21 protein-coding genes and 1 tRNA gene are annotated in these 20,456 nt (G+C 60.7%); 21 read left to right on the top strand and 1 reads right to left on the bottom strand.

From position 1 onward, the window contains the following. Positions 1-76: 76 nt before the first annotated feature. The 21 genes from QN397_RS14565 to QN397_RS14465 all read left to right on the top strand — a co-directional run bounded on the left by QN397_RS14565 (position 77) and on the right by QN397_RS14465 (position 18,462). On the top strand, positions 77-1,075 hold the full coding sequence (locus QN397_RS14565) for an NAD(P)H-quinone oxidoreductase (RefSeq protein ID WP_323501246.1): 999 nt from the start codon (positions 77-79) through the stop codon (positions 1,073-1,075). A 5-nt stretch (positions 1,076-1,080) separates the two neighbouring features. Beyond that, positions 1,081-1,833, top strand: a complete 753-nt coding sequence (gene tpiA / locus QN397_RS14560; RefSeq protein WP_323501245.1) for a triose-phosphate isomerase — start codon at positions 1,081-1,083, stop codon at positions 1,831-1,833. A gap of 29 nt (positions 1,834-1,862) precedes the next feature. Next, a complete protein-coding gene (gene secG, locus QN397_RS14555) occupies positions 1,863-2,261 on the top strand; it encodes a preprotein translocase subunit SecG (protein WP_187051341.1) in 399 nt (132 codons plus the stop codon). A 118-nt stretch (positions 2,262-2,379) separates the two neighbouring features. After that, positions 2,380-2,464, top strand: a tRNA-Leu gene (locus QN397_RS14550). A 68-nt stretch (positions 2,465-2,532) separates the two neighbouring features. Continuing rightward, a complete protein-coding gene (locus QN397_RS14545) occupies positions 2,533-2,892 on the top strand; it encodes an NADH-quinone oxidoreductase subunit A (RefSeq protein WP_187051342.1) in 360 nt (119 codons plus the stop codon). Between the two features lie 15 nt (positions 2,893-2,907). After that, positions 2,908-3,387: a NuoB/complex I 20 kDa subunit family protein gene (locus QN397_RS14540; RefSeq protein WP_012748606.1), complete on the top strand. Its 480-nt coding sequence runs from the start codon at positions 2,908-2,910 to the stop codon at positions 3,385-3,387. A 13-nt stretch (positions 3,388-3,400) separates the two neighbouring features. Next, positions 3,401-4,009, top strand: coding sequence for an NADH-quinone oxidoreductase subunit C (locus tag QN397_RS14535; protein WP_323501244.1), 609 nt, complete (start codon positions 3,401-3,403; stop codon positions 4,007-4,009). Next, entirely contained in the window at positions 4,009-5,262 is a 1,254-nt protein-coding gene (locus tag QN397_RS14530; RefSeq protein WP_323496207.1) for an NADH-quinone oxidoreductase subunit D, read from the top strand. The genes QN397_RS14535 and QN397_RS14530 overlap by 1 nt, the downstream gene beginning before the upstream one ends. An 8-nt stretch (positions 5,263-5,270) precedes the next feature. Beyond that, positions 5,271-5,801 (top strand): NAD(P)H-dependent oxidoreductase subunit E, encoded by a 531-nt coding sequence (nuoE, locus tag QN397_RS14525; protein WP_323501243.1) that lies wholly within the window; start codon positions 5,271-5,273, stop codon positions 5,799-5,801. Continuing rightward, the gene (nuoF, locus tag QN397_RS14520) at positions 5,801-7,141 is read left to right on the top strand and encodes an NADH-quinone oxidoreductase subunit NuoF (protein WP_323501242.1); all 1,341 of its coding nucleotides are present in this window, start codon (positions 5,801-5,803) and stop codon (positions 7,139-7,141) included. The genes nuoE and nuoF overlap by 1 nt, the downstream gene beginning before the upstream one ends. 16 nt (positions 7,142-7,157) lie before the next feature. After that, positions 7,158-9,323, top strand: a complete 2,166-nt coding sequence (nuoG, locus tag QN397_RS14515) for an NADH-quinone oxidoreductase subunit NuoG (RefSeq protein ID WP_323501241.1) — start codon at positions 7,158-7,160, stop codon at positions 9,321-9,323. Continuing rightward, on the top strand, positions 9,320-10,396 hold the full coding sequence (nuoH, locus tag QN397_RS14510) for an NADH-quinone oxidoreductase subunit NuoH (protein WP_323496202.1): 1,077 nt from the start codon (positions 9,320-9,322) through the stop codon (positions 10,394-10,396). The genes nuoG and nuoH overlap by 4 nt, the downstream gene beginning before the upstream one ends. Positions 10,397-10,407: 11 nt before the next feature. Continuing rightward, entirely contained in the window at positions 10,408-10,950 is a 543-nt protein-coding gene (gene nuoI, locus QN397_RS14505; protein ID WP_187051349.1) for an NADH-quinone oxidoreductase subunit NuoI, read from the top strand. A 36-nt stretch (positions 10,951-10,986) separates the two neighbouring features. Next, on the top strand, positions 10,987-11,670 hold the full coding sequence (locus QN397_RS14500; protein ID WP_323501240.1) for an NADH-quinone oxidoreductase subunit J: 684 nt from the start codon (positions 10,987-10,989) through the stop codon (positions 11,668-11,670). Next, on the top strand, positions 11,667-11,975 hold the full coding sequence (nuoK, locus tag QN397_RS14495) for an NADH-quinone oxidoreductase subunit NuoK (RefSeq protein WP_323501239.1): 309 nt from the start codon (positions 11,667-11,669) through the stop codon (positions 11,973-11,975). The genes QN397_RS14500 and nuoK overlap by 4 nt, the downstream gene beginning before the upstream one ends. An 11-nt stretch (positions 11,976-11,986) precedes the next feature. After that, positions 11,987-14,074 (top strand): NADH-quinone oxidoreductase subunit L, encoded by a 2,088-nt coding sequence (gene nuoL / locus QN397_RS14490; RefSeq protein WP_323501238.1) that lies wholly within the window; start codon positions 11,987-11,989, stop codon positions 14,072-14,074. 27 nt (positions 14,075-14,101) lie between these two features. Further along, complete coding sequence (locus QN397_RS14485) at positions 14,102-15,580, top strand: NADH-quinone oxidoreductase subunit M (protein ID WP_323496199.1); 1,479 nt, start codon at positions 14,102-14,104, stop codon at positions 15,578-15,580. A gap of 13 nt (positions 15,581-15,593) precedes the next feature. Continuing rightward, positions 15,594-17,084, top strand: a complete 1,491-nt coding sequence (gene nuoN, locus QN397_RS14480; protein WP_323501237.1) for an NADH-quinone oxidoreductase subunit NuoN — start codon at positions 15,594-15,596, stop codon at positions 17,082-17,084. A gap of 9 nt (positions 17,085-17,093) precedes the next feature. Further along, positions 17,094-17,414: a DUF2818 family protein gene (locus QN397_RS14475; RefSeq protein WP_187051355.1), complete on the top strand. Its 321-nt coding sequence runs from the start codon at positions 17,094-17,096 to the stop codon at positions 17,412-17,414. Beyond that, complete coding sequence (locus QN397_RS14470; protein WP_323496197.1) at positions 17,414-18,007, top strand: NUDIX hydrolase; 594 nt, start codon at positions 17,414-17,416, stop codon at positions 18,005-18,007. The genes QN397_RS14475 and QN397_RS14470 overlap by 1 nt, the downstream gene beginning before the upstream one ends. A gap of 8 nt (positions 18,008-18,015) precedes the next feature. After that, positions 18,016-18,462 (top strand): DUF1178 family protein, encoded by a 447-nt coding sequence (locus tag QN397_RS14465; RefSeq protein ID WP_323496196.1) that lies wholly within the window; start codon positions 18,016-18,018, stop codon positions 18,460-18,462. A gap of 79 nt (positions 18,463-18,541) precedes the next feature. Here QN397_RS14465 and QN397_RS14460 read toward each other — a convergent pair whose 3' ends face one another. Continuing rightward, positions 18,542-20,395: an ABC transporter transmembrane domain-containing protein gene (locus QN397_RS14460; protein ID WP_416352332.1), complete on the bottom strand. Its 1,854-nt coding sequence runs from the start codon at positions 20,393-20,395 to the stop codon at positions 18,542-18,544. Positions 20,396-20,456 lie beyond the last annotated feature (61 nt).

The following is a 20,456-nucleotide window of genomic DNA, read 5'->3' as shown; positions in this document are numbered from 1 at the left end:
TCTGGAGCCACTTCCGCCGCCTTCTCACGGGAGCCCGCGCCTGTCCACGAGGCAGGCGCTGCAGCCTGGAAAGATCATGAAAGCCATTGAAATCAGTTCGTACGGCGCTCCCGAGGTGCTGCGCGTGGTGGAACGTCCGGAGCCGGTGGCCGGCGCGGGCGAACTGCTGATTCGCGTGGTCGCGAGCGGCGTCAACCGGCCCGACGTGTTGCAACGCACGGGTCACTATCCAGTGCCGCCCGGTGCGTCCGATCTGCCGGGCCTCGAATTGGCGGGGCGCATCCTCTCAGGCGATCCCGAAGCGATGGCCGAGGCAGGCTTTGCTATCGGCGATGCCGTTTGCGCACTCGTAGCGGGCGGCGGCTACGCTGAATATTGTGTGGCGCCGATAGCGCAATGCCTTCCGGTGCCCAAGGGCTGGAGCGAAGTAGACGCTGCGTCTTTGCCTGAAACCTTCTTCACCGTGTGGAGCAATGTGTTCGACCGCGGGCGGCTGCAAAAGGGCGAAACGTTGTTGATCCAGGGCGGTTCGAGCGGCATTGGCGTCACGGCGATTCAAATTGCCAAGGCGTTTGGTGCAACCGTAATCGTCACGGCTGGCAGCGATGAAAAGTGTGCTGCCTGCCGGAAGCTGGGCGCGGATCACGCCATCAACTACAAGACCGCCGATTTCGTGGCGGAGGTGAAGACGATCACGGGCGGTAAGGGCGTCGATGTCGTGCTCGACATGGTCGCCGGCAGCTACGTCGCGCGCGAGATCGAGTGCATGGCCGAAGACGGCCGTCTCGTGATGATCGCGGTACAGGGTGGCGTGAACAGCGAGTTCAATGCAGGGCTCGTGCTGCGCCGTCGGCTCACCGTGACCGGTTCGACATTGCGACCGAGGCCGATCGCCTTCAAGGGTGCCATCGCCAAGTCGCTGCGCGAAAATGTCTGGCCGTTGCTCGAATCTGGCGCGATCAAGCCTGTCATTCACAGCACTTTTGCAGCTGTTGGCGAACCGAGTGGCGCTTCGCAGGCTCATACGTTGATGGAATCGAACCAGCACATCGGCAAGATCGTGTTGACGTGGTGAATGCGATGACGAAACACGCCAAGTTGATTGCCGGTAATTGGAAGATGAACGGTGGCCTCGATGTCAACGAGACGTTGGTGCGCGCGCTTCTGCAAGGCCTTGGCAATATTGAATGCGATGTGGCGCTTTGCGCTCCGGCGCCATACTTCGCGCAAGTGCAGTCGTTGATCGCCGGCTCCAAGCTCGCTTTGGGCGCGCAAGACATCTCTGCGCATCCTCAGGGCGCTTTCACCGGTGAGCAATCGGCCGCGATGCTGAAAGAGTTCGGCGTTCGCTATGCGATCGTCGGCCACTCGGAGCGTCGGCAATACCACGGTGAAACTGACGAAGTCGTTGCCGCAAAGGCCGCGGCAGCGTTGGCCAACGGCATCACGCCGATCATCTGCGTCGGCGAAACATTGACGCAGCGCGAAGCAGGCCAAACCGAGGAAGTCGTCAAGCGGCAGCTGGCCGCAGTGATCCATGTGAACGGGCATTGCATCAGCGAAATCGTCGTAGCGTACGAGCCCGTATGGGCTATCGGTACAGGCAAGACGGCGACGCCCCAACAAGCGCAGGCGGTACATGCGGTGTTGCGTGCGCAGTTGCACCACGCGGCCAGTGAACACGCTGCCGGCATCCGCATCCTTTACGGCGGCAGCATGAACGCAGCGAACGCTGCAGAACTGCTCGCGCAAGCTGACATCGACGGCGGCCTCATTGGCGGCGCATCGCTCAAGGCCTCTGACTTTTTGCAAATCATTGCCGCAGCCGCCTGAGCGCGCTGCAACCCCTGGAGTAAAAACGAATGAACATAGTCCTCAATCTTTTGGTCGGCGTGCAGATGCTGTCGGCGCTCGTGATGATCGGCCTGATCCTGATTCAGCATGGCAAGGGCGCCGACATGGGCGCGGCGTTTGGCAGCGGCAGTGCCGGTAGCCTCTTCGGCGCCAGCGGGAGTGCGAACTTTCTTTCGCGCACCACGGCTGTGCTTGCTGCGGTCTTCTTCGTGTGCACCTTGCTGTTGGCCTATTTCAGCCACGCGCGTCCCACTGGCGGTGATAGTTTGCTGGAGCGCGCTGCGATCGGCGCACCTGCTGCACCGGCGGCGGGCGCAGCGTCGCAGATCCCGTCGAGCAGTGCGCCTGCACCAGCATCGGCACCGGCCGCACCGGCATCGGGAGCTGCGCAGATTCCGTCGAAGTAATGATGTTGCTTTCGGTGCGACGTGCCAACAGAAAACGCTGCATTTGAGGGTAAACTCTTAAGCTGTCTGGAAAGCCAAACCTTCACGGGTTCCTCATGCCATCCGGACAGAAAAAACCGCGGTCGTGGTGAAATTGGTAGACACGCTATCTTGAGGGGGTAGTGGCGAAAGCTGTGCGAGTTCGAGTCTCGCCGACCGCACCAAATCTCACCGACACGCAGCAACGACCACGTTGCGGTGTGTCGGTGGCAAGCGGTGATAAAAACATTCGATGAATCTCGATTCCTACCTTCCAGTCCTGCTGTTCATCCTGGTCGGCGTCGGCGTCGGCATCCTCCCCCAAGCTATCGGTTACGTCCTCGGTCCCAATCGCCCTGACGCCGCGAAAAACGCGCCCTACGAGTGCGGTTTTGAAGCCTTCGAGGATGCACGCATGAAATTCGATGTGCGCTATTACCTGGTCGCTATTCTCTTTATCTTGTTCGATCTGGAAATTGCCTTCCTGTTTCCATGGGCTATTGCCCTCAAGGAGATCGGGGCCGTTGGCTTCTGGGCAATGATGATCTTTCTCGCCATCCTCGTCGTGGGCTTCGCCTACGAGTGGAAAAAAGGCGCCCTGGATTGGGAATGAAAAGGAATTTGCGCAATGGCCATTGAAGGCGTCATGAAAGAAGGCTTCGTCACCACCACATACGACTCAGTGGTGAATTGGGCGAAGACCGGATCACTGTGGCCGATGACATTCGGTCTGGCCTGCTGCGCAGTTGAAATGATGCATGCAGGCGCGGCCCGCTACGACATCGACCGCTTCGGCATGTTGTTTCGGCCGAGTCCGCGTCAGTCCGATCTGATGATCGTTGCGGGCACGCTCTGCAACAAGATGGCGCCTGCCTTGCGCAAAGTCTACGACCAGATGCCCGAGCCGCGTTGGGTGCTCTCGATGGGATCGTGTGCCAATGGCGGCGGTTACTACCATTACAGCTATTCCGTCGTGCGTGGTTGCGACCGCATCGTCCCTGTCGACGTGTATGTGCCGGGCTGCCCGCCCACCGCCGAAGCACTGCTGTACGGAGTGATCCAGTTGCAGCAAAAAATTCGCCGCACCAACACCATTGCCCGCGCTTGAGGAATTGCAAACGATGACGGACTTTGCAATTTCGCCCGACGCGCTTCTGGCGAACATCACCGAGACGCTGGGCGTCAAGGCCAAGAGCATCAAGCTGGCTTTGGGTGAAGTGACTGTGGTGGTCGACGCTACCGATTACATTGAAGCGGCAGTCATGCTGCGCGATGCGCCTGGCTGCCGCTTCGAGCAGCTCATCGATTTGTGCGGGCTCGACTACTCCGAGTACCGCGACGGGGAATGGCAGGGAGAACGGTTTTGCGTCGTGACGCACCTGCTTTCGGTCAGCCTGAATCAGCGTGTGCGACTCAAGGTGTTCGCGCCCAACGAAGATTTGCCGGTCGTCGATTCTTTGCAGCCTGTATGGAGTGCCGCGACCTGGTTTGAGCGCGAGGCCTTCGACCTATACGGCATCGTGTTCGAAGGGCATGACGACTTGCGCCGCATCCTGACCGACTACGGATTCATCGGCCATCCTTTCCGCAAAGACTTCCCGGTGTCGGGCCACGTCGAAATGCGCTATGACGCCGAGCAGAAGCGAGTCGTCTATCAGCCCGTCTCGATCGAGCCGCGAGAGGTCACTCCACGCGTGATTCGCGAAGACAACTACGGCGGACTGCACTGATGGCCGAAATCAAGAATTACACGCTGAATTTCGGCCCGCAGCATCCGGCGGCGCACGGTGTGCTGCGCCTCGTGCTCGAGCTCGACGGCGAAGTCATACAGCGCGCCGATCCACACATCGGTCTGCTGCACCGCGCGACTGAAAAACTCGCCGAGTCGCGCACGTTCATTCAGTCGCTGCCCTACATGGACCGCCTCGACTACGTGTCGATGATGAGCAACGAGCACGCGTATTGCCTTGCCATCGAGAAGCTTCTTGACCTCGATGTGCCCATCCGGGCGCAGTACATCCGTGTCATGTTCGCTGAGATTACGCGGTTGCTGAACCACCTGCTGTGGCTGGGTGCGCATGGTCTGGACTGCGGTGCCATGAACGTGCTCATCTACTGCTTTCGCGAGCGTGAAGACCTTTTCGACATGTATGAAGCGGTGTCAGGCGCCCGCATGCATGCCGCTTATTTCCGTCCTGGCGGCGTGTATCGCGACTTGCCGGATGCGATGCCGCAATACAAGGTCAGCAAGATCAAGAACGCCAAGGCGATTGATCGGCTGAACGAAAATCGCCAGGGATCGTTGCTTGATTTCATCGACGATTTCAGCAAGCGCTTTCCGAAGATGGTCGACGAGTACGAAACACTTCTCACCGACAACCGCATCTGGAAACAACGCACGGTAGGTATCGGCGTCGTGACGCCGGAGCGCGCGTTGAACCTCGGCTTTACGGGTCCGATGTTGCGTGGTTCCGGCATCGAATGGGATCTGCGCAAGAAGCAGCCTTACGACGTCTACGACCAGATGGATTTCGACATTGCCATCGGCAAGACTGGCGACTGCTATGACCGCTATCTGGTTCGCATCGAAGAGATGCGCCAGGCCAATCGGATCATCCAGCAGTGCTCTGCCTGGTTGCGCACGAACGATGGCCCCGTGATAACCGCCAACCATAAGGTGGCGGCACCGGCGCGCGAATCGATGAAGGCGAACATGGAGGAGTTGATCCACCACTTCAAGCTTTTCACCGAAGGGTTTCATGTGCCCGAAGGCGAGGCTTATGCCGCTGTCGAGCACCCCAAGGGCGAGTTCGGCATCTACTTGGTGAGCGACGGTGCCAACAAGCCATACCGCCTCAAGATCCGGCCGCCTGGTTTTCCGCATTTGGCTGCGCTCGACGAGATGGCGCGTGGTCACATGATTGCCGATGCCGTCGCCGTGATCGGCACGATGGACATCGTGTTCGGCGAAATTGACAGGTGATTCAACCTATGAATTCAGACACCTTGAAGCATGCGTCGGCGCCTCTCTCGCAAGAGATGCTAGACAAGTTCGCGCGAGAAGTTGCCAAGTACCCGCCTGCAGGCAAAGACTCTGCGGTGATGGCCTGCCTGGCGTTTATCCAGCAGGAAGAAGGCTTCGTGAGCCTGCAGCGCGAGCGTGATGTGGCTGAGTACCTCAGCATGGCGCCGATTGCGGTGCATGAGGTGACGACCTTCTACAACATGTACAACCAGCATCCGGTGGGCAAGTACAAGCTCAACGTGTGCACCAACCTGCCGTGCCTGCTGCGCGATGGCGCCAAGGCGCTGGCGCATCTCGAAAAGAAGCTGGGTATCGTGATGGGCGGCACCACGGCCGACGGTTTCTTCACGCTGCAGCAAAGCGAGTGTCTGGGCGCCTGCGCAGACTCGCCGGTCATGCTGGTCAACGACCGCACGATGTGCAGCTTCATGAGCAACGAAAAGCTCGATCAACTCATTGACGGTTTGCGCGGTGCAACCACCGGAGAGGCTTCCTGATGTCGCCCGATCAAGTGCTTTCACAGTTTCAGGCAACGGGCGTTCAGACCTGTTTCCATGACCGACATATCGGCGCACAGATCTACGCCGGGCTCGATGGCACCAATTGGCGCCTGTCCGACTACGAAGCGCGCGGCGGCTACGCAGCATTGCGCAAAATCCTGGGCGAGGGCATGACCTCCGACCAGGTGATCGCCGAAGTCAAGGCATCGGGCTTGCGTGGCCGCGGCGGCGCCGGCTTTCCGACGGGGCTCAAGTGGAGCTTCATGCCGCGCCAGTTTCCGGGCCAGAAGTATCTTGTCTGCAACTCGGACGAGGGCGAGCCCGGAACCTGCAAAGACCGCGACATCCTCCAGTTCAATCCGCACATCGTGATCGAAGGCATGGCGATCGCCGCATTCGCGATGGGCATCAGCGTCGGCTACAACTACATCCACGGCGAGATCTTCACGAGCTACGACCGCTTCGAAGAAGCGCTGGAAGAAGCACGCGCTGCCGGCTACCTTGGCGACGGCATCATGGGCAGCACGTACAACTTCCAGTTGCACGCAGCGCATGGTTTTGGCGCGTATATCTGCGGTGAAGAAACCGCCTTGCTCGAATCGCTCGAAGGCAAGAAGGGTCAGCCGCGCTTCAAGCCGCCGTTCCCGGCTAGCTTCGGTCTCTACGGCAAGCCGACGACGATCAACAACACCGAGACGTTTGCAGCCGTGCCGTGGATCATCCGCAACGGCGGGCCGGCTTACCTCGAATGCGGCAAGCCGAACAACGGCGGCACCAAGATCTATTCGGTCAGCGGCGATGTCGAGTTGCCCGGCAACTATGAAGTGCCAATGGGCACGCCGTTCAGCAAGCTTCTGGAACTGGCAGGCGGCGTTCGCAAGGGCCGCACGCTCAAGGCGGTGATCCCCGGCGGTTCGTCATCACCGGTGCTGCCGGCGGCAATCATGATGGATTGCACGATGGACTACGACTCCATCGCCAAGGCCGGCTCGATGCTCGGCTCGGGCGCGGTCATCGTCATGGACGACAGCCGTTCGATGGTCGAGTCGCTACGCCGCTTGTCGTACTTCTACATGCACGAGTCGTGCGGCCAATGCACGCCGTGTCGCGAAGGCACCGGCTGGCTCTGGCGGGTGGTCGACCGCATCCACAACGGACTTGGCAAGCAGACCGACATGGACCTGCTCAACTCCGTCGCCGACAACATCCAGGGTCGCACGATTTGCGCATTGGGCGACGCTGCCGCAATGCCGGTACGCGCCATGATCAAGCACTTCCGCCACGAGTTCGAGGCACTGATTCCGGGCTATGCGCCCAATGCGGCTGCCAAAGCCTGAGGCCCGGTAAACAAAAATGGTTGAAATCGAACTCGACGGCAAGAAGGTCGAAATCATCGAGGGCAGCATGATCATGCATGCGGCCGACAAGGCGGGGACGTACATCCCGCACTTCTGCTATCACAAGAAGCTCAGCATCGCGGCCAACTGCCGCATGTGCCTGGTCGACGTCGAGAAGGCGCCCAAGCCGATGCCGGCCTGCGCCACGCCTGTGACGCAAGGCATGATCGTTCGCACCAAAAGCGACAAGGCCATCAAGGCGCAGCAGTCCGTGATGGAGTTTTTGCTCATCAACCATCCGCTCGACTGCCCGATCTGCGACCAGGGCGGCGAATGCCAGTTGCAGGACCTGGCGGTCGGCTACGGTGGATCGAGCTCGCGCTACGAAGAAGAAAAGCGCGTGGTCTTTCACAAGGACGTCGGCCCGCTGATCAGCATGGAAGAGATGAGCCGCTGCATCCATTGCACGCGCTGTGTCCGCTTCGGCCAGGAGGTGGCAGGCGTGATGGAGCTCGGCATGTCGCACCGTGGCGAGCACGCCGAGATCGAAACCTTCGTCGGTGACTCTGTCGACTCCGAACTGTCCGGCAACATGATCGACATCTGTCCGGTCGGCGCACTGACCAGCAAGCCGTTTCGGTACAGTGCCCGCACGTGGGAACTGTCGCGCCGCAAATCGGTGAGTCCGCACGACTCGACCGGTGCCAACCTGATCGTTCAGGTCAAGAACAACAAGGTGATGCGCGTCGTTCCGCTGGAGAACGAAGATGTCAACGAATGCTGGATCGCCGACCGCGACCGTTTCTCGTATGAAGCGCTCAACGGCCCTGAGCGCCTGACGCAGCCCATGCTGAAGCAGGGTGGCCAATGGCAGCAAGTCGACTGGCAAACCGCGCTCGAATACGTCGCCAACGGGTTGAAGCAGATCAAGACCGATCACGGCCCGCAAAGCATCGGTACGCTGGTCAGCCCGCACAGCACGCTCGAAGAACTGCAGCTAGCGACCCTGCTGACACGCCAACTCGGCAGCGACAACATCGACTACCGCCTGCGCAATGCAGAGTTCGGCGCGTTCGAAGGTATTCGTTGGCTCGGCACATCGATCGCATCGTTGTCGCAACTACAGCGCGTGCTGGTCATCGGTTCGAACCTGCGTAAAGAGCACCCGCTGTTTGCACAGCGCATTCGTCAATCGGTGCGCAAGGGCGGGGCGCTCAGCGTCATCACGTCGTCCACGTTGATGGCCGATGACGACGCGTGGGCTATGAAGGCGGGCAGCGTTGTGCGCGTTGGCGCCGAACAATGGTTCGCCGCATTGGCAGGCATCGCTTCCGCCATCGGGCAAAGCGCTGGCACTACCTCGCCAGTCGAAAGCAAAGACGCACCGAGCGATGTGGCGCAAGCCATTGCAAAGTCGCTGCTCAGCGGCGAGCGCAAAGCCATCCTGCTAGGCAATGCCGCCGCACACCACGCCGACGCGGGAGCGCTGCTTGCGCTGGCCCAGTGGATTGGCGCACAAACCGGCGCGAGCGTCGGTTACCTCACCGAAGCGGCCAATACCGTCGGCGCCCAACTCGTCGGCGCGATGCCGAAGAGCAATGGCCTGAACGCCGCGCAAATGATGGCGGGCGGCCTCAAGGCGGCGTTGATTCTCAACAACGAACCGGTGTTCGATTCCGCCATCGGCGCTGCGGCATCCGATGCTCTGTTCAATGCTCAGATGGTCGTGACGTTGAGCCCGTTCAAGGCCAATCTGGAATTCAGCGATGTGCTGTTGCCCATCGCGCCGTTCACAGAAACACCGGGTACGTTCGTCAACGCCGAAGGACGGCTGCAAAGTTTCCATGCGGTGGTCAAGCCGCTCGGCGAAGCGCGTCCGGCGTGGAAAGTGTTGCGCGTGCTTGCCAATTTGCTCGGTCTTCAAGGCTTCGCATTCGAGTCGACGGCAGACGTGCTTCGCAGTATTGGCGAGGGCACGCAGGTGTCGGCCGACAAGCTGAGCAATGCTACGCAAGCCGTTGCAGCAGCGTCGAACGAAGCTGCTGCGGCACCCGTGGTGGCCAGCATCTATCAGCTCGACTCCATCGTCCGGCGCGCGCCGTCGCTGCAACTCACCGCTGATGCTCGCAGCACCTACGACCGGCACCAAGCAGTCCCGGCCGCAGAGGCGCTGGCATCATGATCGACGCGATTTTTGGCTTCGGCCATGGCCTGATCGGGGCTGGCTGGTGGACCGCCGTGGTCTGGCCAATCGTCTGGACGCTCATCAAGATCGTCGTGGTGGTGCTGCCGTTGATGGGCGCCGTGGCCTACCTCACGCTGTGGGAACGCAAGGCGATCGGCTTCACGCAAATCCGTATTGGTCCAAACCGCACCGGCCCGTTCGGCTTGCTGCAGCCCATCGCGGACGCGCTCAAATTGATGACCAAGGAAATCATCATTCCGACGGTCGCCAACAAGGGCCTGTTCCTGCTCGGCCCGATCATGACGATCATGCCGGCGCTGGCGGCTTGGGCCGTGATTCCGTTTGGGCCTGAAGTCGCGTTGGCCAACATCAATGCCGGGCTGCTGTTCGTCATGGCCATCACCTCGCTGGAGGTCTATGGCGTGATCATTGCTGGTTGGGCTTCAAATTCGAAGTACGCGTTCCTTGGTGCACTTCGCGCATCGGCGCAAATGGTCAGCTACGAAATCGCGATGGGCTTCTGCTTCGTCGTCGTGCTGATGGTGTCGGCCAGTCTCAACATGACCGACATCGTGATGGGGCAGGGCAGGGGTACCTTCGCATCGATGGGCGTCGGTTTGCTGTCGTGGAACTGGTTGTCCTTGCTGCCAATCTTCGTCGTCTACTTCATCTCCGGCCTGGCAGAGACCAACCGTCACCCGTTCGACGTGGTCGAAGGTGAGTCCGAGATCGTCGCGGGCCACATGATCGAGTACTCGGGCATGAGCTTCGCCATGTTCTTTCTGGCCGAATACGCCAACATGTGGCTGGTTTCGATCCTGACCGTCATCCTGTTCCTGGGCGGCTGGTTGCCGCCGTTCGAGTTCCTCAGCTTCATTCCGGGCTGGATCTGGCTGGGCATCAAGACCTTCTGCGTGGTCACGATGTTCCTGTGGGTTCGCTCGACCTTCCCGCGCTTTCGCTATGACCAGATCATGCGGCTCGGTTGGAAGATCTTCATTCCGATCACGCTCGTGTGGCTGGTCGTGGTCGGCGCCTGGATGCAGACCCCTTTCAACATTTGGAAATAAACAGAACTGCCATGACTGCGCCCACCGCCAGCGCGATTGCGCGCTCTTCTACGATCCCGTCCGCGCCTTTCTCCTTGAAAGACTTTCTCGGCAGTTTCATGCTGTTCGAGTTGTTCAAGGGCCTGGCGATCACCGGGAAATATGCTTTCGCCCGCAAGATCACGGTCCAGTTCCCAGAAGAAAAGACGCCGCAGTCGCCGCGCTTTCGTGGGCTGCATGCACTTCGCCGCTATGAGAACGGGGAAGAGCGATGCATCGGCTGCAAGCTGTGCGAGGCCGTCTGCCCCGCGCTGGCGATCACAATCGAAACCGATGTGCGTGACGACGGCTCGCGCCGCACCACGCGCTATGACATCGACCTGACCAAGTGCATCTTTTGCGGCTTCTGCGAAGAGAGTTGCCCGGTCGATTCGATTGTCGAAACGCACATCTTCGAATACCACGGTGAGAAACGCGGCGACCTGTACTTCACCAAAGACATGTTGCTGGCCGTGGGCGATCGCTACGAAAAAGAGATCGCGGCCAACAAGGCTGCCGACGCCAAATACCGCTAACGCGGACTGGCCCGAAACTCGCAACGAACTCGCTCCATGGACGTCAAGACCGGTCTGTTTTATCTATTTGCCGCGGTGCTGCTGTTTGCATCCTTCCGCGTCATCACATCGCGCAATCCCGTGTATGCGGCGCTGTATTTGGTGCTTGCATTTTTCCAGGCGTCTGCTATCTGGCTGTTGCTGCGCGCCGAGTTTCTGGCCATCGCGCTGGTGTTGGTTTACGTCGGCGCGGTGATGGTTTTGTTTCTGTTCGTCGTGATGATGCTCGACATCAATGTCGACAGCTTGCGTGAGGGCTTTTGGAAGCACTTTCCGTTGGCGGCGGCGGTCGGCGCGATCATCGCGCTCGAGATGGCCGGCGTGTTGATGGGCGGTTTCCGCCTCAACGAGTCGCCGCATGCCATGTCTTCGGCTGCCGACAGTTCGAACACGCTCGAACTCGGCAAGCTGCTGTACAAAGAGTATCTCTATCCGCTTGAAATTGCGGCCGTCATCTTGCTGGTCGCCATCATTGCCGCTATTGCGCTGACGTTGCGCACACGCAAGGACAGCAAGCACATGAACCCGTCGGATCAGGTCCGCGTCAAGGCGCGCGACCGCGTGCGCGTCGTGCAAATGGGCGTCACGCGGCCGGCACAACCGGTCGTGCCGGTCACACCTGCTGCACCTGCCGCAGCCGCAGCACCCACGACATCTGCGACAGGGGGCACCAAGGCATGACACTTTCGCTCGGACACTTTCTATCGCTGGGTGCGATGCTCTTCGCGTTGTCTGTCATCGGTATCTTTCTGAACCGTAAGAACCTGATCGTTCTCTTGATGTGCATCGAGCTGATGCTTCTTGCGGTCAACACCAACTTCGTCGCGTTCTCGTACTACCTCGGCGACATGCATGGTCAGATTTTCGTGTTCTTCATTCTGACGGTGGCGGCGGCAGAGTCGGCCATCGGCCTGGCGCTACTGGTGCTGCTGTTCCGCAACAAGTCGAACATCAATGTCGACGAGCTCAACTCGCTCAAGGGCTAAGAGTTTCAACCATGAGCGCAACGCTTTCTGCATCCACCCTGCTGGCGGTTTCCCTGGCGCCGCTGGTCGGCTCCGTCATCGCCGGTCTTTTCGGCACGAAGTTCGGCGGCAATCACATCGGTCGCAAAGTCACGCATTGGCTGACCATCCTCGGCGTCCTGGTAGCTTTCGTCATTTCGGCCCTGACGCTTAAAAGCGTTGTCGTCGATGGCGCTCGTTTCAACGCGACGTTGTACGAATGGATGGTGGTCGGCGGCCTGAAGATGGAAGTCGGCTTTCTGGTCGACGGCCTGACCGCGATGATGATGTGCGTCGTCACCTTCGTCTCGCTCATGGTGCACATCTACACCATCGGCTACATGGAAGAAGACGAAGGCTACAACCGCTTCTTCTCGTACATCTCGCTCTTCACCTTCTCGATGCTGATGCTCGTCATGAGCAACAACATGCTGCAGTTGTTCTTCGGCTGGGAGGCCGTGGGCCTGGTGTCGTATCTGTTGATCGGCTTCTGGTTCAACAAGCCGACAGCCATCTTCGCGAATATGAAGGCGTTTCTGGTCAACCGAGTGGGCGACTTCGGCTTCATCCTGGGCATCGGACTGGTCGCGGCGTACGCTGGCACGCTGAACTACGGTGAAGCCTTCCTCAAGGCCGATAGCTTGGCCACGCTCACCTTTCCCGGTACCGACTGGATGCTGATCACCGTGATCTGCATCTGCCTGTTCATCGGCGCGATGGGCAAGAGTGCGCAGTTTCCGCTGCACGTCTGGCTGCCCGATTCGATGGAAGGCCCAACCCCGATCTCGGCACTGATCCACGCGGCAACCATGGTGACAGCCGGCATTTTCATGGTGGCGCGCATGTCGCCGCTGTTCGAGTTGAGCGACACCGCGTTGAGTTTCATCATGGTGATCGGCGCTATCACCGCGCTGTTCATGGGGTTCCTCGGAATCATCCAGAACGACATCAAGCGCGTCATCGCGTACTCGACGCTGTCGCAGCTCGGCTACATGACGGTCGCGCTCGGCGCCTCGGCCTATTCGGTCGCGGTGTTTCACCTGATGACGCACGCCTTCTTCAAGGCACTGCTGTTTCTCGGCGCCGGCTCGGTCATCATCGGCATGCACCACAACCAGGACATCCGCTGGATGGGCGGCGTGCGCAAGTACATGCCGATCACCTGGATCACCTTCCTGCTCGGCTCGCTGGCGCTGATTGGCACGCCGTTCTTCGCCGGCTTCTACTCCAAGGACAGCATCATTGAAGTGGTGCACGAGAGCCATTTGTGGGGTTCCGGCTTTGCCTACTTTGCCGTGCTGGCCGGTGTATTCATCACCGCGTTCTATTCGTTCCGGCTCTACTTTCTGGTGTTCCACGGCAAGGAGCGCTACGACCAGAATCCGGACGCGCACCATGATGCCCATGCGACGCATGACGCGCACGACGAACACGCAAGCCACGACGAGCCCAACGTGTCGCACGACGCCCACGGCCACGATCCGCACGCCAAGCCGCACGAGTCGCCCTGGGTGGTTTGGCTGCCGCTCGTGTTGCTGGCCATCCCATCCGTGGTGATCGGCTTCCTCACGATCAAGCCAATGTTGTACGGCGGCTTCTTCAAGGACGCGATCCTGATCAATGCGGAAAAGCATCCGGCGATGGAGGAATTGGCGCAAGGCTTCGAGCACGCCGGTTCAGCCGTCGGCATGGCCCTGCACGGTTTCACCGCGCTGCCGTTCTGGCTCGCGCTGGCGGGCGTCGTGTTGTCCTGGTACATGTACATGATCAATCCGGCCTTGCCGGCGGCGATCAAGCGCACGTGCGGTCCGGTCTACCGTCTGCTCGAGAACAAGTATTACCTCGACTGGATCAACGAAAACATCGTCGCGCGCGGTGCGCGGGCACTCGGCACCGGTCTGTGGAAGGGCGGCGACCAAGCCATCATCGATGGCGCCCTCGTCAATGGCTCATGGAAGCTGGTCGGTCGCATTTCCGGTGCGGTGCGCTGGCTGCAGTCTGGCTACATCTACCACTACGCTTTCGCGATGCTGTTGGGCATCTTCGTTTTGATGACGTACTTCGTCTGGTTCAACCGCTAAATTGCCGAGCGCTGGAGAAAAATAAAAATGGGTTTGTTGAGCCTTGCCATTTGGGTGCCGATTGCATTCGGCGCCGTGCTGCTGGCTTTTGGCCGTGACGAGCATGCGACGGCTGTGCGCTGGATCGCTTTGATTGGCTCCATCCTGAGCTTCATCGTCACGATTCCGCTTTTCACGCGCTTCCAGAACGGCAGCGCCGCGATGCAGTTCGTCGAAAAAGAGGGCTGGATCGATCGCTTCCACGTCAATTACCACCTGGGCATCGATGGCATCTCGATGTGGCTGGTGCTGCTGACGTCGTTCATCACCGTCGTCGTGGTGATCTCTGCTTGGGAGGTGATCACCGAGCGGGTGAACCAGTACATGGGTGCGTTCCTGATCTTGTCGGGCTTCATGATCGGCGTGTTCTCCGCGCTGGACGGGCTGCTTTTCTACGTCTTCTTCGAAGCCACGCTGATTCCGATGTACCTCATCATCGGAATCTGGGGCGGGCCGAACAAGATCTACGCTGCCTTCAAGTTCTTCCTGTACACGCTGCTCGGCTCGCTGCTGATGCTTGTCGCGCTGATTTTTCTGTACAACAAGTCCGGCGGCAGTTTCGACATCCTGACGTGGCACCAGTTGCCTCTGACGGGCAGCGTGCAGACCTTCCTGTTCTTCGCCTTCTTCGCTGCATTCGCTGTCAAGGTGCCGATGTGGCCGGTCCACACGTGGTTGCCCGACGTGCACGTCGAGGCGCCCACCGGCGGCTCTGCCGTGCTGGCGGCCATCATGCTGAAGCTCGGCGCCTACGGCTTCCTGCGTTTCTCGATGCCGATCGCTCCCGACGCCTCGCACGAGTGGGCGTGGTTGATGATCACGCTGTCTCTGATCGCAGTGATCTATGTCGGCCTGGTCGCCCTTGTGCAGCAGGACATGAAGAAGCTGGTGGCGTATTCGTCGGTGGCGCACATGGGCTTCGTCACGCTGGGCTTCTTTATCTTCAGCGAACTCGGCGTGTCGGGCGGGATCGTTCAGATGATCGCGCACGGCTTTGTTTCAGGCGCCATGTTCCTCGGCATCGGCGTGTTGTACGACCGGGTGCATTCGCGCCAGATCGCCGACTACGGTGGCGTCGTCAACACCATGCCCAAATTTGCCGCCTTCGCGCTGTTGTTCGCCATGGCCAATTGCGGTCTGCCGGGCACGGCCGGTTTCGTCGGCGAATGGATGGTCATTTTGGGCGCAGTCAAATACAACTTCTGGATCGGCTTCGGTGCCGCAACGGCGTTGATCTTCGGTGCTGCCTACACACTCTGGATGTACAAGCGCGTCTACCTCGGCCCGGTCGGCAACCACCACGTCAAGGAGCTGAAGGACATCAATGCACGCGAGTTCGTGATGCTGTCGCTGCTCGCCATCGCCGTGCTGTGGATGGGCCTGTATCCCAAGCCGTTCACCGACGCGATGAACGCGTCGGTCGACGGTTTGCTTAAGCACGTCGCCGTGTCCAAGATTCCCCGCTGAAGAAGAGAACGAGATGATTGACAAACTCAGCTGGATCACGATTTACCCAGAGGTCGTCCTCCTGGTCATGGCCTGCATCATTGCGCTCGTCGACCTGTCGGGCGAGCCCGGCGCACGCCGCACGCGCACCTATGTACTGACGCTTGCCACGCTGGCGGTGGTCGCAGTGCTGACTGGCCTGAACGCGGCTGACGGCAAGACGATCTACGGCTTCGGCGGCATGGTCGTGAGTGACCCGATGGGCAACTGGCTCAAGTGCTTCGCGACGATCGCCTTGATGGTGACGCTGATCTATGGCCGGCCTTATGCGGCGGATCGCGACATGCTCCGCGGTGGCGAGATGTTCACGATCAGCATGTTCGCGCTGCTCGGCATCTTCGTCATGATGTCCGGCAGCAATTTTCTGTTGATCTACCTCGGGCTGGAGCTGCTCACCTTGTCGAGCTATGCGCTGGTCGCGCTGCGACGCGACAACGCGGTTGCCAGCGAAGCCGCCATGAAGTACTTCGTGCTCGGCGCGATGGCGAGTGGCTTCTTGCTCTATGGCTTGTCGATGATGTACGGCGCGACCGGCTCACTCGACGTCAACGAAGTCTTCAAGGCGATATCGACGCACAAGGTCAATCACCAGGTGCTGGTGTTCGGTCTGGTCTTCATCGTGGCCGGTCTCGGCTTCAAGGTCGGTGCCGCACCGTTCCATATGTGGGTACCCGACGTGTACCAGGGTGCGCCGACCGCCGTCACTTTGCTGATCGGTGCCGCGCCTGAACTTGCGGCTTTCGCCATCATCATTCGCTTGCTGGTCGAAGGCTTGTTGCCACTCGCGATCGACTGGCAACAAATGCTCGCCTTGTTGGCCATCGCGTCCCTGCTGGTCGGTAATCTGGCGGCCATCGCGCAGACCAACCTGAAGCGGATGCTGGCGTACTCGACCATCTCGCAGATGGGCTTCATGCTGCTGGGCCTGGTCGCAGGCGTGGTCAACGGCAATACGTACAACGCACAGTTTGCCTACAGCGCGTCGATGTTCTACATCGTGACCTACGTGCTTACGACTCTCGCGAGCTTCGGCATCATCCTGCTGCTCGCGCGCGAAGGTTTCGAGAGCGAAGAGATCGTCGATCTGGCGGGCCTCAACCAACGCAGCCCGCTGTATGCCGGCGTCATGGCGGTCGCGATGTTCTCGCTGGCCGGCTTGCCGCCGCTGGTCGGCTTCTATGCCAAGCTGGCGGTACTGCAGGCCCTCATCGCCTCGGGGCAGGCCATCTACATCGGGCTCGCGGTCTTTGCCGTGATCATGTCGCTCGTCGGCGCTTTCTATTACCTGCGTATCGTCAAGGTGATGTACTTCGACAAGCCGGTCACTGCCAGCACAGTCTCCGCCAGCATCGACGTGCGCCTCGTGCTGACGCTCAACGGCGCGTTGATCCTGATCCTCGGCATCGTGCCGGGCGGCTTGATGACGCTGTGTGCCAAGGCGATCATCGCCACGCTGACGAGCTGAGCGCGCCGGGTGTCGCAGAGCGCTTCGGTCTGGCTGGTGCTCATCGTGGCGCTGATTGCGGCCAACCTGCCGTTCGCCAACGAGCGCCTGCTGGCACTGGTGCCGCTCTGGAAGCGCGCCAGCAAACCGCTCGCCGCACGATTCGGTGAACTGGTGCTGCTGTATTTCTTGGTGGGCGGTGTCGGTTTGCTCTTCGAGCGCCGACTCGGCCAGATCTCGCCGCAAGGCTGGGAGTTCTACGCGGTGACCGGCGCGCTCTTTATCGTGCTGGCTTTCCCGGGATTCACCTGGCGCTATTTGCTAAAACACCGCAAACACCGGGCTGGCTGATGACCGACGCGCACCTTAGAGAAGAAGCCATCGGCAGTGAAGTGCTGCTCGACGGCAACTTCCTGCACGCAAGGCGCGACACCGTGCGGTTGCCTGACGGTGCAAGTGCCACGCGTGAGTACGTCGTTCATCCCGGCGCCGTGGTGGTGATTCCGATGCTCGACGACGGCCGCATCGTGCTCGAGCGGCAATATCGCTACCCGATCGGGCAGGTGATGATCGAGTTTCCTGCCGGCAAGCTCGATGCCGGTGAAGCGCCGCTGGTATGCGGACAGCGAGAACTGCTGGAAGAAACCGGTTACACGGCCATCGAGTGGGCCCATGCGGGTGCGATGCACCTTGCCGTGGCCTATTCGACCGAAATCATTCACATCTACTTTGCGCGGGGCTTGTCTTTGGGGGAGCGTCAGCTGGACCATGGCGAGTTTCTCGATGTTTTCACCGCCACTCCCGCTGAGCTGCTCTCATGGTGCCGCGACGGTACCCTGACCGATGCCAAGACGTTGACTTGTGCGCTGTGGCTGCAAAATGTCCTCTCCGGTGCCTGGACGCTCGATTGGCAGATGGCCACCCACGCAGCCGCCAACCGATAATCGGTCGCATGAAGGTCCTCAACCTCCAATGCGCACAGGGCCACGGCTTCGAGGGGTGGTTCGCGTCGAACGAAGCCTTCGACATGCAACATGCTGGTGGTCTGGTCGAATGCCCGATGTGCGGCGACACTGGCATCGTCAAGCTCCTGACGGCGCCTCGTCTGAATCTCGGCAACTCCAGAGCGCCAGAATCCGAGCCGTCTTCATCGCGCGAAGTCTCGGCACCGACCACACCGGAGGCGCGTTGGATGCGTGCTGTCCGCGAGGTCATGGCCAACACTGAAAACGTCGGCGATCGTTTTGCCGACGAGGCACGCAAGATGCACTATGGCGAAGCCGAAGAGCGCAGCATTCGCGGTCAGGCGACGCGCGAGCAAGCCGAAGCGTTACTCGACGAAGGCATCGCGGTGATGCCATTGCCGTTGCCGCCGGCGCTCAAAGAGACGCTGCAGTAATCGACTGCCTCGTCGGCACCTGTGCCCGCCGATCAGCGCACTTGTTGCGCTGCACCCGAACCGAGTCTCAGGCCCGGCCTCAAGCTGTGAACTGCAATGCTGCGAGCCGCGCGTAGATGCCGCCTTGCGCCACCAGCGCCGCATGCGTGCCCTGTTCGACAATGGCGCCATGATCGAGCACGATGATGCGATCTGCCTTTTGCACGGTCGCCAATCGGTGCGCGATCACGATCGTCGTTCGGCCCGCCATCGCGGTTTCAAGAGCTGCCTGCACCATGCGTTCGCTTTCGGCATCCAGCGCGCTGGTCGCTTCATCCAGCAACAACAGAGGAGGGTTCTTCAGCATGGCGCGCGCGATGGCGATGCGTTGCCGCTGGCCGCCTGACAGCCGCACGCCGCGCTCGCCGAGAAAGGTTTCGTAGCCCTCAGGTAGCGCAGTCAAAAAGTCGTGCGCAAAGGCGGCGCGTGCGGCGGCATGAACCTCATCCGCGCTGGCTTCGGGCCGACCGTAGCGGATGTTCTCGAATGCGCTGGTCGAAAAGATCACCGCATCCTGGGGCACCAAACCAATGCGATGACGCAAATGATCGAGTGACAAATCAGCCAGCGGTACGCCGTCCAGCAACAGCTGACCCGACTGCGGGTCGTAGTAGCGCAGCAGCAACTGGAACACCGTGCTCTTGCCGGCACCACTGGAGCCGACCAGCGCCACAGTTTCGCCCGGCGCGACGGCGAGGCTGAAATCGCGCAGCGCCGCGGTGCCGGGGCGCGAAGGGTAGTGAAAGGTCACCGCATCGAAGCTCACCGCGCTGCCGGAGGGCGGCACCGGCGCAGCGACCGGCCGCACGGGCGACACGATGGCGGGCACCGCGTGGAGCAATTCCATCAAACGCTCGGTGGCGCCGGCTGCACGCAGCAAGTCACCGTAGACCTCGCCGAGCACCGCGGCCGCGCTGGCCAGAATGATCACGTACACGACCGTCTGGCCCAGGTGGCCGGCGGTGATCTCGCCGTGCAACACGGCTTGCGTGCCTTGGTAAAGGCCCCAGAGCAGCGCCGCCGATGTGGCGATGATGATGAATGCCACGAGCACCGATCGCGCTTTGGTTCGACGTATGGCAGTGTTGAAGGCCGCGTTGGTCGATGCGTCGAAGCGCTCGGCCTCCCGCTTCTCTGCGGTGTAGCTCTGCACCACGGGAATGGCGTTGAGCACCTCCGCAGCAATGGCGCTCGAATCGGCGACACGGTCCTGGCTGGCCCGCGACAGCTTCCGCACGCGCCGACCGAACCACATGCTCGGGAGCACCACCAGCACGAGGATGAGCAGCACTTGCGTCATCACGTACGGATTCGTCCACACCAGCATCGCCAGCGCGCCGATGCCCATCACCGCATTGCGCAGGCCCATGCTGAGCGACGAGCCGACCACCGTTTGCACCAGCGTCGTATCGGCGGTAAGGCGTGACAGCACCTCGCCGGTCTGAGTCGATTCGAAGAACACGGGGCTCTGGCGCAACACGTGCGCGTACACCGCGTTGCGCAAGTCGGCCGTGACGCGCTCGCCGAGCCAACTCACCGTATAGAAGCGCAACGCCGAGAAGAGGCCCAGCGCCACGGCGACGCCAAACAGTTCCAGAAAATGGTCGCGCAGGGCCATCGTCTGCGCGCCTTTGTCGGTCGAGACGAGCCCGCCATCGATCAAGCTGCGTAACGCCAACGGAAATACCAGCGTCGTCACGGCGGCCAGGACCAGAAACAGCGCTGCCATGCCGATCTGGACCCTGTAGGGCCGGAGGAAGGGCCGCAACCCAGACAGTGACTTGGGCTCGCCTTTGGCGCCAGCGGAGGTACCGGAAGGGGCGGTAGACGACACAGGGGAAGACGCAGCAGGGGGTGCGGCGGAAGGTGCAGACGGCACAGCAGGAACAGGCATCGGATGATTCTAACGAATGCTGTCGTTACAAAGGTCGCCTTGACAGTAATTGCCGCGGCAG

Source organism: Variovorax sp. RTB1, from assembly GCF_035018765.1.
In the GTDB taxonomy this organism is placed as follows: Bacteria; Pseudomonadota; Gammaproteobacteria; order Burkholderiales; family Burkholderiaceae_C; genus Variovorax.
Note: the sequence above shows the minus strand (reverse complement) of the source record. Positions and strands in the feature narration are given on the sequence as shown.